The 14,902-nt window shown below is 67.6% G+C and carries 12 protein-coding genes and 1 pseudogene; 4 read left to right on the forward strand and 9 right to left on the reverse strand.

What is annotated here, in order from left to right; translation table 11 throughout:
* Positions 1 to 3: 3 nt before the first annotated feature.
* Positions 4 to 621 (reverse strand): (2Fe-2S)-binding protein, encoded by a 618-nt coding sequence (locus ABZX85_RS44340; RefSeq protein WP_355882957.1) that lies wholly within the window; start codon positions 619 to 621, stop codon positions 4 to 6.
* Positions 622 to 1,167: 546 nt separating this feature from the next.
* Here ABZX85_RS44340 and ABZX85_RS44345 point away from each other — a divergent pair.
* Both ABZX85_RS44345 and ABZX85_RS44350 read left to right on the forward strand, forming a co-directional pair.
* A complete protein-coding gene (locus ABZX85_RS44345) occupies positions 1,168 to 1,548 on the forward strand; it encodes a cupin domain-containing protein (RefSeq protein WP_355882960.1) in 381 nt (126 codons plus the stop codon).
* Positions 1,548 to 2,330, forward strand: a complete 783-nt coding sequence (locus tag ABZX85_RS44350; RefSeq protein WP_355882963.1) for a carboxymuconolactone decarboxylase family protein — start codon at positions 1,548 to 1,550, stop codon at positions 2,328 to 2,330. The genes ABZX85_RS44345 and ABZX85_RS44350 overlap by 1 nt, the downstream gene beginning before the upstream one ends.
* A 118-nt stretch (positions 2,331 to 2,448) precedes the next feature.
* Here the strand turns inward: ABZX85_RS44350 and ABZX85_RS44355 are convergent, their stop codons facing one another.
* The 4 genes and pseudogenes from ABZX85_RS44355 to ABZX85_RS44370 form a co-directional block, all read right to left on the reverse strand.
* A complete protein-coding gene (locus ABZX85_RS44355) occupies positions 2,449 to 4,866 on the reverse strand; it encodes a glycoside hydrolase family 3 C-terminal domain-containing protein (RefSeq protein ID WP_355882966.1) in 2,418 nt (805 codons plus the stop codon).
* 227 nt (positions 4,867 to 5,093) lie between these two features.
* Entirely contained in the window at positions 5,094 to 5,576 is a 483-nt protein-coding gene (locus ABZX85_RS44360) for a DUF6644 family protein (RefSeq protein WP_355882969.1), read from the reverse strand.
* 3 nt (positions 5,577 to 5,579) lie between these two features.
* Positions 5,580 to 6,218, reverse strand: coding sequence for a DUF6152 family protein (locus ABZX85_RS44365; protein WP_355882972.1), 639 nt, complete (start codon positions 6,216 to 6,218; stop codon positions 5,580 to 5,582).
* A 266-nt stretch (positions 6,219 to 6,484) separates the two neighbouring features.
* Positions 6,485 to 7,016: pseudogene (locus ABZX85_RS44370) on the reverse strand (transposase); the annotation flags it as partial.
* A gap of 300 nt (positions 7,017 to 7,316) precedes the next feature.
* Here ABZX85_RS44370 and ABZX85_RS44375 point away from each other — a divergent pair.
* Positions 7,317 to 10,754: a family 78 glycoside hydrolase catalytic domain gene (locus ABZX85_RS44375; protein ID WP_355882975.1), complete on the forward strand. Its 3,438-nt coding sequence runs from the start codon at positions 7,317 to 7,319 to the stop codon at positions 10,752 to 10,754.
* Between the two features lie 620 nt (positions 10,755 to 11,374).
* On the opposite strand, the gene ABZX85_RS44380 is transcribed toward ABZX85_RS44375, so the two are convergent.
* The 4 genes from ABZX85_RS44380 to ABZX85_RS44395 all read right to left on the reverse strand — a co-directional run bounded on the left by ABZX85_RS44380 (position 11,375) and on the right by ABZX85_RS44395 (position 13,628).
* Positions 11,375 to 11,959: a TetR/AcrR family transcriptional regulator gene (locus ABZX85_RS44380; RefSeq protein WP_355882977.1), complete on the reverse strand. Its 585-nt coding sequence runs from the start codon at positions 11,957 to 11,959 to the stop codon at positions 11,375 to 11,377.
* A gap of 135 nt (positions 11,960 to 12,094) precedes the next feature.
* Complete coding sequence (locus tag ABZX85_RS44385; RefSeq protein ID WP_355882980.1) at positions 12,095 to 12,685, reverse strand: hypothetical protein; 591 nt, start codon at positions 12,683 to 12,685, stop codon at positions 12,095 to 12,097.
* A gap of 121 nt (positions 12,686 to 12,806) precedes the next feature.
* Entirely contained in the window at positions 12,807 to 12,992 is a 186-nt protein-coding gene (locus ABZX85_RS44390) for a hypothetical protein (protein WP_355882983.1), read from the reverse strand.
* A 330-nt stretch (positions 12,993 to 13,322) separates the two neighbouring features.
* Positions 13,323 to 13,628 (reverse strand): integrase core domain-containing protein, encoded by a 306-nt coding sequence (locus ABZX85_RS44395; RefSeq protein WP_355883101.1) that lies wholly within the window; start codon positions 13,626 to 13,628, stop codon positions 13,323 to 13,325.
* Between the two features lie 122 nt (positions 13,629 to 13,750).
* Here ABZX85_RS44395 and ABZX85_RS44400 point away from each other — a divergent pair, with 122 nt between their 5' ends.
* Positions 13,751 to 14,410: an XRE family transcriptional regulator gene (locus ABZX85_RS44400; RefSeq protein ID WP_355882985.1), complete on the forward strand. Its 660-nt coding sequence runs from the start codon at positions 13,751 to 13,753 to the stop codon at positions 14,408 to 14,410.
* The last annotated feature ends 492 nt before the right edge of the window (positions 14,411 to 14,902 follow it).

A 14,902-nucleotide genomic window follows, 5' to 3' on the forward strand; every position in this document is an offset into this window, starting at 1 on the left:
CGTCTAGCTGTGGCGGGCGGCCTGCTCGACCGCGCGGACGATCTTCGGGTAGCAGCCGCAGCGGCAGATGTTGCCGCTCATCGACTCCCGGATCCGGTCGCCGGAGGTGGCGTGGCCTTCCTTGATGCAGCCCAGACCGGACATGATCTGCCCCGACGTGCAGTAGCCGCACTGAAAGGCGTCCTGATCGATGAACGCCTGCTGCAATGGGTGCAGTTGATCGGCGCGGGCGACGCCTTCGATGGTGGTGACCTCGCGTCCGTGAAGGCGCACGGCCAGGGTGAGGCAGCCGTTGACGCGGCGGCCGTCGACGAGGACGGTGCAGGCGCCGCACGCGCCCGCGTCGCAGCCCTTCTTCGTTCCGGTCAGCTTCAGGTGTTCGCGCAACAGGTCCAGCAGAGACGTCCGGTTGTCCACGGTGAGGGTGTGCCGGGTGCCATTGACGGTGACCGTCACCTCACTGGTGGGGGCCTGCTCGGTGGCCTGCGCGGTGCTTTCCATGAAGTCTGGCAGAGCGCCCACGGTCAGTGCGCCGCCGGCTGCCGCGGTGGTGGCCAGCACCGTGCGCCGTGTGGGGCGTGCCCGGTCGGCGTCGGGCGGGGTGGCGGGCTCGGAGCTCATGGAATCTCCCATGGACGGAACATCGGGGGCGCCTCATAGCGGTCATGGGGGCCGCTGTGGCGACTGTGCCCGACGGCACCAGGGAGGTGACAGAGAGAGATTCTCCCTGGGAGAAACTCTCCCTTACGGGGCGCTTTCGTGACTGACAATGTGTCAGGCAGACTCTGGCCACAGGGACTTCATCTGCCGGGCTGCCTTGCCCATCCCTCCCCGGCGCCACGGCCGCAACCCCCATCGTCCTCCTGACCGGCTTGATGGTGGGCCTCGCCGCCACGTTTCCCAGTCCCTGTTGCTGGCAGGCCCTCCTGGCGATGCCGCCCAGGGACCGCCCTTCGAGCACGCCAGCTGATCCCAACCACCCTGCAAAGATTGGAAGTATCGATGACCAATGCCTCTCGACGAACCGGAGCAGCCATGCTCGCCGGTGTCGCGGGCAGCGCGATTCTGCTCACCGGGTTTGCGACGGACTCCGCACCGGCCGCCGGCGCCGCGACTGCTACCTCAAGTCCGGGGATAGTCGTATCGCGTGACGACGAACGAGCGATCGTGCCGGGCTCTCCGGAAAACTTCACCGGTGAGGTGTCGATCCAGTCGCAGTACGCCGGCGACGAGAACTCGGAGCGGGCCTCGGACGTACGGTTCTCCGCGGGAGCCCGTACCGCCTGGCACACCCACCCCGACGGGCAACGTCTGCTCATCACGAAGGGCACCGGGTGGGTGCAGGAGTGGGGCAAGAAGCGCATCACCGTCCACAAGGGAGACGTCGTCTGGTTCGCACCGGGCGTAAAGCACTGGCACGGGGCGACCAAGGACAGTGCGATGGCGCACATCGCCATCACCTACGCCGTCGACGGAGTCACCGCGGACTGGCTGGAGCACGTCACCGACGACCAGTACCTGGGTGGAAAGCGAGTGCAGGGGGCATGATGAAGCGCCGGACACTTGCCCTCATCGGGACGATCGCCGCGGGCACGCTCCTCGTCGGATACACCGCCCAGGCCGATTCCGGCTCGACCGCCCTACCCCGCTCCCGCACCAGTCAGGTCGAGTCGGTTTCCCCGGCACTGGCGAAGTACGACAAGGAGCGGGTCCAGGAGCTCTGGAACGACGACAGCCTCTCGCGTCGCGACAGGGGCCTGATCACCATCGCGGTGCTCATCTCCAACGGGCAGACGCAGGAGCTGGGCCACTACACGGACCGCGCCCTCGACGACGGGCTGTCCGCCGCGGAGATCTCGGAGACGGTCACCCACCTCGCGTTCTACACAGGCTGGCAGAACGCCAAGGCAGCGGTGCCGGTGATCGCCAAGGTGTTCGCCGCGCACCGGATCGACGCCGACCAGCTCCCCGAGCGGGACCCCGAACTGCTCCCGCAGGACCAGGAGGCCGAGCGGGCTCGCGAGGAGCGCGTCCAGGAGCAGTACGGCGGCGTCTCGCAGGGAGTCGTCGACGACACGGACGACGTCCTCTTCGACGACCTGTGGCTGCGCCCGGACCTGAAGCCGCGCGACCGGAGCCTGATCACCGTCGTGGCGCTCATCGCGACCAGCCAGAGCGGCCAGATCAGCGTCCACCTCAACAAGGCGATGGACGTCGGGATCACCGATGACGAGGTCGACGCGATGCTGAACCACGCCGCCTACTTCACCGGGTGGCCGAAGGTGTTCACCGCCATGCCCGTCATCCGCGACGTCCTGGAGTCGCGCTGACCGGGGCGGCGACGCTGCCAGGCCCCGGGCCATGGGCCGACCCACTCCTGCAAGGATGAGTACGGAAGGCGGTGGGGGCAGCCGATCGGCTGCCCCCACCGCCTTCGGACAGGTCAGGTCAGCGCAGGTGAGCGCGGGTTTGCAGGGGCAGGTGCATGGCCGAGGTGCCGGCCCACACAGTGCGCGCGCCCCGGCCGGCGTCCCACTGACGAGTGTCGGCGTTCCAGTGCCGGAGGCTGTCCTGGTCGATGTGGATACGGACCGTGGTGCGCTCATCAGGCTTGAGCGTCACCTTGGTGTAGCCGGCCAGTGCCTTGGTGGGCTGCTCGCCGTGCCAGGAGGAGTCCGGGCCGAGGTAGATCTGCGGGGTGTCCGATCCTGTGCGCGAGCCGGTGTTGCGCACGTTCAGCGTCACGCAGAGGCCGTGCCTGGTGGGCTGGGCCTTGAGGTGGCTGTAGGCGAACGACGTGTAGGACAGGCCGTATCCGAAGGGGAACAGCGGCCGGGTGCCCGTCTTGTCGTACCAGCGGTAGCCGACGTTGACGCCTTCGCTGTAGGTGACCACCCCGTCGCGTCCTGGGTAGGCGGACGCGTCGCTGGCCACAGAGGTGTGCTCCTCGGAGGTCGGGAAGGTCTGAGTGAGGCGCCCGCTCGGGTTGGCCTGCCCGTACAGCAGCCGGGCGGTGGCACGGCCTCCCATCCCGCCGGGGTAGTACATGTTGAGGACGGCCTTGACGCGGTTCAGCCAGGGCATGGTGACGGCCGATCCAGTGTTAAGCACGACGATGGTGTTGGGGTTGGCGCGGGTGACCGCCTCGATCAGTTTGTCCTGCTCGAAGGGGAGAGACAGATCCGTGCGGTCAAAGCCTTCGGTGCCGTCGTCGAAGGCGAACACGACGGCGGTCCTGGCCGCACTGGCTGCCTTTACTGCCTCGGCGCGGTCGGCGGCGACGCTCTCGGGCGTGACCCAGGACATGCTGACGTGGTCGGTCGATCGGATGACCCGCAGCTGCAGCTTGACCTCGTGAGTGCCGGGCTTCAGCTGCAGGGCGCCGCGGGCGGCCTTGTTGCGTGAGCCGCGCAGTACGTCCGTGCCGTCGATGGTGAGCAAGGAGATCGACTGCGGGGCGCTGACCGTGAAGCTGTAGAGGCCGGCGGTCCTGACCGTCAGTGTGGAGGTGAACGTCTTCTCCTCGTTGTAGCCGAGGTCCATCCCGTTCGCGGGGAAGGCCGGCTGCAGGGCGCCCTCGTCGATGCGGGTGCCGGTCAGATCGAGGCCGGGCCGATAGGTGACCTCGCCGGGGGCGCGCTTGCGGATCTCGTCCAGCGGCGCGGTGACCGTGCGCGGGGTGACCTCGGAGCTGCCTCCGCCACCGATCACCGGACGCTGGGCGGGCTGACCGATCACGGCGAGGCTGCCCGAGCGGGCGGTGAGCGGAAGGGTGTGTTGCTCGTTCTTCAGCAGGACCGCTCCCTGCTCCGCCACCTGCTGGGCGACCTGATCGCCCATGGTGCCCGCCAGGGCAGGCCGCTTGGGCAGCACGCACCCGTCGCGGGCGCCGACGGGGGAAGCACAGCGCAACAGGCCGAAGTGGTGCATCTGCGTGAGGATCCGGGCCACGGACGCGTCGAGCTCGCTCTGCGGAATGCTGCCGTCCTTGATGGCCTGCTTCAGCGGCGCGTCCAGGTACTCACCCAGTGGCATCTCCTGATCCAGGCCCGCGCTCAGTGACTTCGTGGAGTGCGTGGCCCTCCAGTCCGACATCACCCACCCCTCGAACCCCCACTGCTCGCGCAGCACGTTGTCGAGGAGCTCCTCGTTCTCACAGGCGTAGACGCCGTTGACCTTGTTGTAGGCGCACATGAACGAGCTCGCGCCCGCCTTGAGCGCGGCTTCGAACGGCGGCAGCTCGACTTCGCGCATGGCCTGCTCGCCGACGCGCGCGTCGAGCGTCTGCCGGTCACGTTCCTGGTTGTTGGCCGCGAAGTGCTTGACCGTGGCCATCAGTCCTTCGCCTTGGATGCCGGCGATCTCCTGAGCGACCATGCGTGAGGAGAGGAGCGGGTCCTCGGCGAATGTCTCGAAGTTCCGGCCGCCGTAGGGGACGCGGATGATGTTGGTCATCGGAGACAGCAGGACGTCCTGGCCCAGCGCCCTGCCGTCCCGGCCGATGACCTTGCCGAAGTCACGGGCCAGGCGGTCGTCGAAGGTGGATGCCAGGGCCACGGGAGCGGGCATGGCTGTTGCCTTCTGCGCCAGATGGATCCCGGCGGGACCGTCGGTCAGTCGCAGCGGCGGGATGCCCAGACGCTCGACGCCGGGCATGAACCCTGCCTGGCCCCGGCTCTCGGGATCGGTCGACCCGTGTACGAACGAGATCTTCTCGTCCAGGGTCATGGCCTTCACCAGTGCGTTCACCTGCCGGTCGGCGCGGCTCCGCGTCTCGGAGGACGCTGCGCCTCCCGGCCACAGCACGTATCCGCCCAGTACCGCAACGGCGGTTGCAGCACCGGCCAGCACTCTTTTTGTTCTCATGGCGGCTCCCGGCCGCGGCAGAGCGGCCGTTACTCGGAATCGGATGGGAAACAGCCGCTGCGCCGGCCTACGGGAAGCCCCGGCCTGAAGTGCAGCGCAACAGCCCCCGGGCCCGGTACTACCGAACCCCGGGGGCCGTGACCTTTACTGTGCCCGACGTACGGACGCTGTGTTGACGTACGGCCTGGGCACACAGCGAGTCGGCCGCGTCCCGCAGCCGACCCGGGTCAGGTGTAGGCGAGCAGCCGCCCGCAAACGGTGACGCCAGTCCACGAGGCCAGAGAGATCACCGCAGCGGCACGGGCTCCGCCCGGAGGACGTACGTCCTTGTTCCAGCTCTCGACACTGCGGTAGACGCCGCGATGAAAGACGGCGACGTTGATCCCGGCAACGACGAGCAGCCCCAGCTTGAAGGGCGCGGCTCCACTGGCCGCGATCGACACCGCACCGGAGATGAACATGAAGACGCCGGTGAGCGCGGCGACGACGAATCCGATCTGGGCCAGCGGGAGCAGATGACGGGCGGCCGCCGTCACCGGCAGCGGACGCCGTCCCAGGCCCAGGAGCCGTAGATCAAACGCCACTGCCGGACCGACCAACACGGCCAGCCCCAGTACGTGGATGCACTCCAGCACCGCATACAGATACGGCGTCGTCCGCACAGCCTCGGCCAGCCCTGACTGTTCGAGCCAGTCGAAGAAAGCCGACACGGCTTACTGCCCCGTGCTACGGCGCCGCAGGTACACGGCGCCACCGGCCACCACCAGCACCGCCACGGCCCCGGTCACCGTCCACACCACAGCACTGGACGTTCCGGAATCCGAAGCCTGCTCCGTTGCGCTTGAACTCTGCTGATCGCCGGTGTCTGTGGAGGACTCGTCGGAACCGCCCGGTGGGACGGGCTTGTCCGGCAGCGCCAACAACCGCTGCCGCACGGCCTGCCCGTTCTCCAGATAGATCAGTTCCGGACGCAGCTCATCGTCGTGATCACGGCTCAGGAACCCGACCGCTTCCAGACTCTCCCCGGTTTCCAGGCGACGATCCAAGCCCCATTCGCGCAGTGTCTCCGGCGGCGCCAGCACCAGATTGAGCTCCTTGCGGCCGCCGTCGTAGGGGCGTGTGGCCTTCATCGTGTCGCGAGTGCCCATGGCCTCGGCATCCTGCGGGATCTCACGATCGGCCCAGCCCTGGGGTACAGCCGTCCGCTCCACCTGGATGGTCACCTCGACATGCGGGCTGCCCCACCGCACGTTCGTCAACTCACCTGACAGGTAGTAGGCACGTGTGGTGTCGAACTCCGACCAACCGTGGTGCGCGGAGGCTTGCGGCACCGCCAGCACCGACAAAGCCATCCCGCACGCCCCTGCGACCAGCCCTGCCCGAGACAGCTTTCGCCGTGTACTCACGCTCAGTCACCCAACTTTCGAAGATCTCCCGGCACCCGGGGCCCAACGACCCGTGCACGGCACATGGCGCCCGGACGTGCACTTCGAGCAGCACTGTCAGGGCGCTACATGCACGCAGGAGCGAGTCTGAGCCGGACAGGACGTGCAGTGGGAGGGACAGTCTGTCCCTCCCACTGGGCCCTGGTGAGATGGTGTCCCGCGAGGTGGTGTAGTCAGTCGAGCTCGTTGGGTGCCGCTTGCGCGGAGATCTGCCGCTGCGGTGCCGGTTTGTCGGTGAGGAGTTCGGCCATGGAGGCTTCGGAGAGGTAGCGGCGGTCGAGGACCTGCCATTCGTCGTGGAGTTCGGCCAGGACCGCGGCGGCCAGCCGGTCCAGGGCGGCGGGGTTGGGGAAGACCTGGACGACGTCGGCCCGCCGCCTGATCTCCCGGTTCAGCCGCTCCAGCGTTGGTGGTGCAGACGACGCGGCGGATCTCGGCGTCGAACTGGAGGAACGGTACGAACTCGGCCCAGGCGTTCTCCCAAAGCCGCACGATCGCCGGATACTTGGCGCCCCACTCCTCCTGGAACTCCAGGAACCAGTCCTCCGCCGCACTTGCGGTCGGGGCCGTGTAGACAGGCTTGAGTGCGCGGGAGATCTTGTCCCAGTCCTGGCGGCCCGCGTAGCGGAACGAGGCCCGGATCAGGTGGACGACACAGACGGCCGAGATGGAGTCGGGCAGGCCTTTGAGCCCGTCGCAGACGATCATGCGCACCTGCCCTCGGTCCTGCTTGGCAGTGTCAGATGATGATCGGATGTTCCGGTAATCGCGAAGTTACCTGCTCGCCACCTCTTGACGTGTTTCGCGGCACATAAGTAACGTCCGGGCAATGTGATAAATTGAAACGATTCAATCGGAGCCGTCATGAGTGAGAAACGCTCAGCCCTGCTTGTGTTCCTCAGGGGTTTCGTAGTGCTCGCGGTGCTGGGGAGCCTTGTGGCCCTGCCGGCGTCCGGGGGCGGCGGGTGGGCGTCGGCGTCGGAAGAACCGTTCGCGGTGAAGGGGTTGAGTACCAACGGCCGCGTGGACCCGCTGGGCATCGGAGGCGAGACCCCGGTCTTCGGCTGGCAGCTGGCCTCGGCCCGGCGGGCGACCACGCAGCAGGCATACGAACTGCAGGTCGGACGCGAGCCGGGGGCGGCCGATGTGTGGTCGTCTGGCAAGGTGACGTCCAACCGCCAGGTCGGCGTGAAGTACGGCGGTCCTGATCTGACGTCTGCCACGCGGTACTACTGGCGTGTTCGCGCCTGGGATGGCCAGGGAGTGGCGAGCCCGTGGAGCACGCCCGCGCTATTCGAGACAGGTCTGCTGGACTCCGGTGACTGGGACGGCGCCCAGTGGATCACCCGCCCCGCAGCTCCGAGTGAGCTGGACAAGTGGACCGACTACACCGCCACGGTCGAGTTCAAGCTCGACAGCGCCGCCTTCGGCATGTTCCTGCGCGCACCCGATCCGAGCAACGGATACATGTGGCAGTTCAACGTCACGGGTTCGACCCCAATGCTGAGGCTGCACAAGCAGGTCAAGGGCAACTACAGCGTGGTTCAGCAGGTGGATCTCACGTCCTACGGCTTCACCAACGCGGATCTCCTCACCGGTCGGCACACCGTCCGCTACGACGCGGCGGGCACCACCATCAAGACCACCCTCGACGGCAAGCTGGTCAACACCTTCACCGACTCAGCCTTCACGAAGGGCTACATCGGCTTCCGCACCCACGCGTGCTGCGGCGAACGGGGAACGGTCTACGACGCCGTCGTCACCGGCGCTGACGGCGGCACCCTGCTCGACACGGACTTCGCCTCCGGACGGAACCCCTTCACCGGCGGCGAGATCGTCGACTCCGCCCTCGCGGTGTCCGGCACCACGGACGCCCTCTACAGCACCGGGGCCCGGCCGCTGCCGCTGCTGCGCAAGGCCTTCGCGACCAGCGACGGCAAGGAGATCGCGTCCGCGCGGGTGTACGCGTCGGCACTCGGTATCTACGAGCTGGAGCTCAACGGCGAGACGGTCGGCGACCAGGTGCTCGCTCCGGGCTGGACGAACTACCACAAGCGCATCCAGGCCCAGACCTACGACGTGACGAAGCTTCTTAAGGACGGCGACAACGTCATCGGCGCGTCCCTCGCGAACGGCTGGTGGGCCGGCAAGGTCGGGCTCGGCTGGAGCCGCCAGTACGGGGACACTCCCGCCCTCGTGGCGAAGATACGCATCTCCTACACCGACGGCTCCGTCCAGTGGATCGCCACGGACGGTGACTGGAAGGCGGGGGACGGCCCTTACGTCAAGGCCGACCTGCAGGACGGCGAAACCTATGACGCCCGGCTGAAGCCGGAGGGCTGGAGCCGGCCCGGGTTCGACGACACGACGTGGGATCCCGCTACGAGCATGCAGTCCCGGACCGCCCTGCTCGTACCGCAGAGCGACGAGCCGGTGCGCCGGACCCAGGTGCTCCAGGCCCAGAAGAAGACCGAGCCCACCACCAAGACCTACGTCTACGACCTCGGTCAGAACATGGTCGGCGTCTCCCGGCTGACGCTCACCGGCTCCGCCGGCCAGACCGTCAAGATCCGCTACGCGGAGGTGCTCAACAAGAACGGGACCCTCTACACCGACAACTTCCGCGGCGCCAAGGTCACCGACCGCTACGTCTTCGCGAAGTCCGGAACGGTGACCTACGAGCCCACCTTCACCCAGCACGGCTTCCGCTACATCGAGATAACCGGGGTGAACGAGGCGCCCGCACTCGACGACGTCAAGGGTGTCGTATGGGGATCGGACCTTCCCACCACCGGCACGCTCAAGACCTCGGACAGCATGCTCAACCAACTGGTGAGCAACATCTCCTGGAGCCAGCGGGGCAACTTCCTCTCCATCCCCACCGACACCCCGGCCCGCGACGAGCGCCTGGGATGGACGGGTGACATCAGCCTGTTCGCCCCGACGGCCAACTACCTCGTCGACACCCGCGCGTTCCTGTCCCACTGGATGGCGGACGTCCGCAACTCCCAGTACGCCAACGGCAACCTGCCAGCGGTCGTCCCCACCCCGCAGGGCCAGTTCGGTGACAGCGGCGTCGGATGGTCCGACGTGATGATCACCGTGCCGTACCACGTCTGGCGTTCCTACAACGACACCAGCATCCTGCGGGAGAACTACCCGGCCATGCAGAAGTTCTTCCAGTTCGTGCGCACCAGCGCCGGAGCGGACCTTCTCGAACCGGGCCGCACGACGTTCTTCACCAACGACTGGCTGCACCTGAACGACCCGACCGAGCAGGGCATCCTGGGCACCGCCTACTACGCCGAGAACGCCCGCATGATGGCGGAGGTGGCCGAGGCACTGGGCGACGACGCCTCGGCGTCCGACTACGGCAAGCTCTCCGCCGACATCCGCGACGCCTTCACCAAGGCCTATGTCAGCGCCGACGGCACCGTGAAGGGCAACTCGCAGACCGGGTACGCGATGGCCCTCCGCATGGACCTGGTCTCGGACCCGAAGCTGGTCGAGAAGGTCGGTGAGAAGTTCGTGGCCAAGCTGGCGCTCGCCGACTACCACCTTCGGACCGGCTTCATCGGCACACCGCTGCTGTTGCCCGCCCTGAGCAGGATCGGCCGGGACGACCTGGCGTACAAGATGCTGCTACACAAGGACTACCCGTCCTGGGGCTACGAGGTCGTCAACGGCGCCACCACCATGTGGGAGCGCTGGAACTCGATCATGCCCGACGGCAGCTTCGGCCCGGTCGAGATGAACTCCTTCAACCACTACGCCTACGGCGCCGTCGGCGACTGGATGTTCCAGAACATCGGCGGCCTCTCCGCGATCGAGCCCGGCTACAAGCGCTCCCGCGTTGCGCCGGTGCCCGGCGGAAACCTGACGAAGGGATCAGGAAGCCTCAAGACCGTCTACGGCACCCTCTCTTCGCAATGGAGCACCGACGCCGGAGCCTTCGATCTGAAGGTGAACGTGCCGGTTAACACCGTCGCCGAGGTCCACGTCCCGTCCAAGTCCCGTTGGGCGGTCACCGAGGGCGGCCGGCCGGCCGACACCGCCAAGGGGATCCGCTTCCTCCGCATGGAGCACGGGGCCGCCGTGTTCGAGGTCGGATCGGGCTCGTACGACTTCGGCGTCGACACCGTCCTCGGCGGCTTCGGCGAGGCCAAGGAGGCAGCCGCGGAGCTGCGTGACCTGGTGGCGGGCCTGGATGCTCCAGGCGTATCGCAGGCGAGTGACAAAGCTCGGCAGGCCGAGGCCGCGGTCAAGGCGGCCTGGACCACCCATGTCGCGAACGGGGGCGTCGACAACCACGTGGACCGAGCCCGGGCGCGTCTGACCGACATCGGTGACTGGGCCGCCGGACAGGTCGACGAGGGGACGCTGACCGCCTCCCAAGGAGCAGCGGTGCAAGCGCTCATCGACCGTATCTTGGAGAACCTGTGAGGTTCGACGCAGTGTGTCCGTCGCGACGCGATCCGCGATGAGGAGTCGACGCGTTCGCTGACATGACGGCTGCTGGAAGGGGGTTCTCATCGTGAGGACCGCCGGGCACAATGATCTGCCTCAGCTCTGCGAGTTGGCCGGCCGCGCACGCGCGGTCCGGCCTCCGTCCCGGTATGGGCAATCCGGACTCAATGGGCACCGGGGCTCCGGCGAACAGAGGATCGTGATCGACTCTCTGTCCTGCGCGGAGTCCCGGCCCGATGTCCCACTTTCCGGAAGTGCTTGGCAGTAAGCTCAGGGCTCTGGCTACGCGTCGTTGCCCTGTTCCGTGCGCGGGATCATGCAGAGGTCGTCTCATCCCTTTTCAGGACGTCTCGCAGGTGAGAGGCGACCAGGGATGCTGCGGCGCGATTGTCCTGGTCCGTCATCTGATGCAAGTCGTACAGCGCCCCATAGCAAGGCCATCAAGGACGTCTGGGAGGAGGCATTTCCCCGAGCTGCGTCCATGATCACTTCCGGCGCACTCCCCGTCCAGAACCCGTCGCAATCCATGTGCGGCACTGCAGGTCAACAGCATGCGGCCACCGCAACAACGGTGCGACCTCACACCCGCGTACCGATCAGGTGTAGGGCAGCCACGCGGCTAGCGCGTGGTCCACGCTCCGCTCCACGAACTCTTCGTCCACCACCTGGTCGAGCAGATAGCGCTGGAAGAACAGCGGCCCGATGATCCGCGCGAGGAGAACCGACGCGTGCTCGTCGGCGCCGGGCCGCAGTTCGCCACGCTCCACGGCGGCCCGCAGAGCTCCGCGCAGGTCTTCGACAGCGGCGCCGTAGAGGTGGTGTCGCAGCTCTCGTATGTGCGGATCGCGCTCAGCCTGGTCGATGAGTGTGGCCATGACCGAGGCCGAGAGGGGCTGGTTGAACCAGTTCAGGCGGTCGGCGATCTGTCGCACCAGGTGGTCGCGCACGCCCCCCTCACCCGCGCCCAGCAGTGGTTCCGTCAGGCCGACGAGGGCGTCCAGCAGCAGGTTCTGCTGCTGCGGCCAGTGGCGATAGAGGGTGGCCCGGCCGACGCCGGAGCGTTCGGCGACCGCGGCATGGGTGACCGCTCCGGGGCCACCTTCCCCCAGAAGGTCCACAGCGGCCGCCAGTGCCGCCGTGCGGCTTCGCTGCGCACGGGGGTCCGCCTTCGATGGACTCATCCGACACCTGCTTCCTACAAGAGGTTCTCGATACATACCGTCTCACAGATACGACGGTGAGGGCGGGCCCGGTGAGCCCGCCCTCACACCATGCGGAGCAGGGGGATAGCAGCCCCGCGTCCTGGGGGTCGGCGGCTATGCGGTGGCCTCCTGGGTCGGCGCAGTGGCGGCCTCATTCGCCTGCTTTCCGGGGCGCCTGGTCGCACGCCTCCGCTTGGCCTCTTCCTTCCGGGCCTTGTCGGCGGCCTCTTCCATCGCCTTCAGCTCGTCGCGCACGGCGTCGGCCGGGCGGCGTTCGAGGATGGCGTCGTAGCTCATAGCCAGCTTGTCCAGGACCTGGGTGTCGGTCTCGACGGCCTCGGCGAGGATCATCGTGCCGCCGGCCGGGACATGGGGCGTGGCGGCGATGACGGCGTTGCCGGCGAGGGCGGCCCGCTTGTTGTCACTGCCGCCCCCGATCAGCGCGCCGATGCCCCAGCCCAGCAGGACGCCGAGGGGCCCGCCGAGGATGCCGACCACCGAGCCGACGAGCCCGCCGATCGCCGTGTTCTTCCTCTCCTCGTTGTCCATGCCCTCGGGTATGCGCACCGAGCCGTCCGTGAGGCGCTCGATCAGGACGGCGGCACGGACGTCGGTCGCGGCGGAGCGGATGTGCTTGAGGTCGCTGAGCGCCTGGTAGGCGGTGGCACGGTCGGCGAAGCGCAGGGCGATGGCGTTGATGGACATGACTCTCTCCTGGGTGACGGACCTGCAGCGGAACTTGTGACGGGCAGTGCCTTCTCCGGCGGGGTTTCCACCCCGCCTTTGAGACAGTCTGTACCAGAGAAGGGTTGTGAGTCAACCTGTCTCATAGGGAGCGTTTCGGGAAGAGGTGCCTCCGGGGCCCCGAACGCCCGGAGACCTGCATGCCCGCCGCAGCCGTACGGCCGTTCTTACGGCCGCCTTCGAGCTTCTCGCCGAAGGCTGCCCCGAGCGGGTCGCCCTCGCCGCCCTCGCCGGAGTCGGCCGTGCCGCCGTCTACCGGCACTGGCACGACCAGCAGTCCCTGCTCCTGGACACACTTGCCGGCGGCGTGCGCCCTCTGGTCACCTTCGGTAATGGCCCCCGTCCGCGCTCGACTGGAGACCAAGCTGGAACAGATGGCCGGCTGGCTGAACCAGCCCGTCACCGCGTCGGTCGTCGCGACCGTCGCCGAACGGCCGCGAAGGCACGGCGCATCCGGGAAGAGATGGTCGGCCACGCCAAGGCACACTTCGCGGGCGCACTCACCGCCGCCGTCGAACGAGGCGAACTCCGCCCCGGCTTACGGGCACACGCCACCGTTACGCTTCACTGTCAATCCCCTCCGAACGTGGAGACCTTCCTATGCAGCCAGCTTCTTGGTGAGGCCGGCCCGGTGGTCGTGTTCGTAGTCGATCGGGCTCTTGAAGCCGCACACGCTGTGTAGTCGCCGCGCGTTGTAGAAGTCGGTGATCCAGGTGGCGATCCTGATCCGGGCATCGGCGCGGGTGGCGAAGGTGTGCCGGTGGACGTATTCGACTTTGAGCACGCTGTTGAACGCCTCGCTGACGGCGTTGTCGAAGCACGATCCGACGCAAAGGCGCCCTGGATACGTAACGTTTAAAGACTTGGGCGGCCCGAGAACAAAGGTCGTCAGGCTACCCGGCAGCTCGCCGTTGTCCCTCCGGGCGCAACATGGAGCCCGCTCCTCACTGGTCTTGCGGTTCCGTCACCCGGCCACGTCGGCGCTTCCGGGTACCGTGGCGTGATCGTACGGATAGACGGGAACGGATGAGCGAGTTGCAGGCGCAGGAACCGGATGAGGAGCCGATCGGTGGTCCGGCGGCCCGGGAAGTCGACCAGCCGACGCCCTCCGAAGGTGATCTGGAACGGGTCATAGGGATGCAGGTGCGCCAGTACCGGCTGGCGACAGGGCTGACCGTGGGAGAGCTTGCCACGCTGGCAGGCATCTCCAAGGCCATGCTGTCGAAAATCGAGAATGCCCGGATCTCCTGCAGTCTCACGACGCTGGCCCGGCTGGCGGCGGCCCTGGATGTGCCGGTGACGGCGCTGTTCCGTGGCGCCGACACGGGCCGCGAGGCCGTGTTCACACCGGCGGGTACGGGGGCGCGCATCGTGCAGCGCGGCTCCCGGGTCGGGCATGACTACACCCTGCTGGGCGCGCTACGCGGTCCGCACAAGCGGATGGAGGCTCACTTGGTGACGCTGACGGAGCGCAGCGAAGTGTTCCCCCTCTTCCAGCACCCGGGAACCGAGCTGCTGTTCATGCTCGAGGGCGAGATGGTCTACGGCCACGGTGACGCCGAGTACCGGATGCGCCCCGGTGACGCGCTGCAGTTGGACGGGGAAGGCGTACACGGCCCGAAAGAGCTGGTGGTGCTCCCGATCCGCTTCCTGTCCGTGGTCGCGTACAGCGATGCGACGGCCTGAGGAGAGCAATGAGGAGTTCATCCGCATCGGGAGGCTCCACACCACCTTCGTAGGGTGAGTCATGCTTCCGGGCGCCGCGCCGTCGTGTGGACCACAGTCGATGCTCTGCCGTCTTCGGTGGCTCCTACCGCCGCCTCGTTTGTCGGCCTACAGCCGGCGCCGGTGGTCGACCGTGTGAAGTCTGGCTGGTGTCGCCGGGCACAACGCCTCGGTCGTCGCCTTGACCGCCGTGAACACCTCCGGCGCGAGCTCCGCTGGCCTGGCTGTTGGTCGAGGGCGTCCTAAAGCAAAGACGCGGCCGCGCGAGGCTCGGTGTCCGCCTGGTCATCGGGCTCGTGGCGATCGTTCCGGGCCTGCGGCGCGGTCACCAATGATCCTGTTCCAGGGCGGCGTATTCCGGCTGTTCGGTGTTCCAGGCGTCGGCGGTGCCAGGGGTCCTGTCCTGCTTCAGTCGTCAACGTGAGCGATAAGACGATGGGCACGCGACGGGGC

It is taken from the genome of Streptomyces sp. NPDC004539 (genome assembly GCF_040610055.1).
Lineage (GTDB): Bacteria > Actinomycetota > Actinomycetes > Streptomycetales > Streptomycetaceae > Streptomyces.

Coding starts and splice junctions, on each gene's coding strand:
- ABZX85_RS44340 (WP_355882957.1), bottom strand. CDS start 621: ATGAGCTCCGAGCCCGCCACCCCGCCCGACGCCGACCGGGCACGCCCC.
- ABZX85_RS44350 (WP_355882963.1), top strand. CDS start 1,548: ATGAAGCGCCGGACACTTGCCCTCATCGGGACGATCGCCGCGGGCACG.
- ABZX85_RS44355 (WP_355882966.1), bottom strand. CDS start 4,866: ATGAGAACAAAAAGAGTGCTGGCCGGTGCTGCAACCGCCGTTGCGGTA.
- ABZX85_RS44365 (WP_355882972.1), bottom strand. CDS start 6,218: ATGGCTTTGTCGGTGCTGGCGGTGCCGCAAGCCTCCGCGCACCACGGT.
- ABZX85_RS44380 (WP_355882977.1), bottom strand. CDS start 11,959: ATGAGTCCATCGAAGGCGGACCCCCGTGCGCAGCGAAGCCGCACGGCG.
- ABZX85_RS44385 (WP_355882980.1), bottom strand. CDS start 12,685: ATGTCCATCAACGCCATCGCCCTGCGCTTCGCCGACCGTGCCACCGCC.
- ABZX85_RS44400 (WP_355882985.1), top strand. CDS start 13,751: ATGAGCGAGTTGCAGGCGCAGGAACCGGATGAGGAGCCGATCGGTGGT.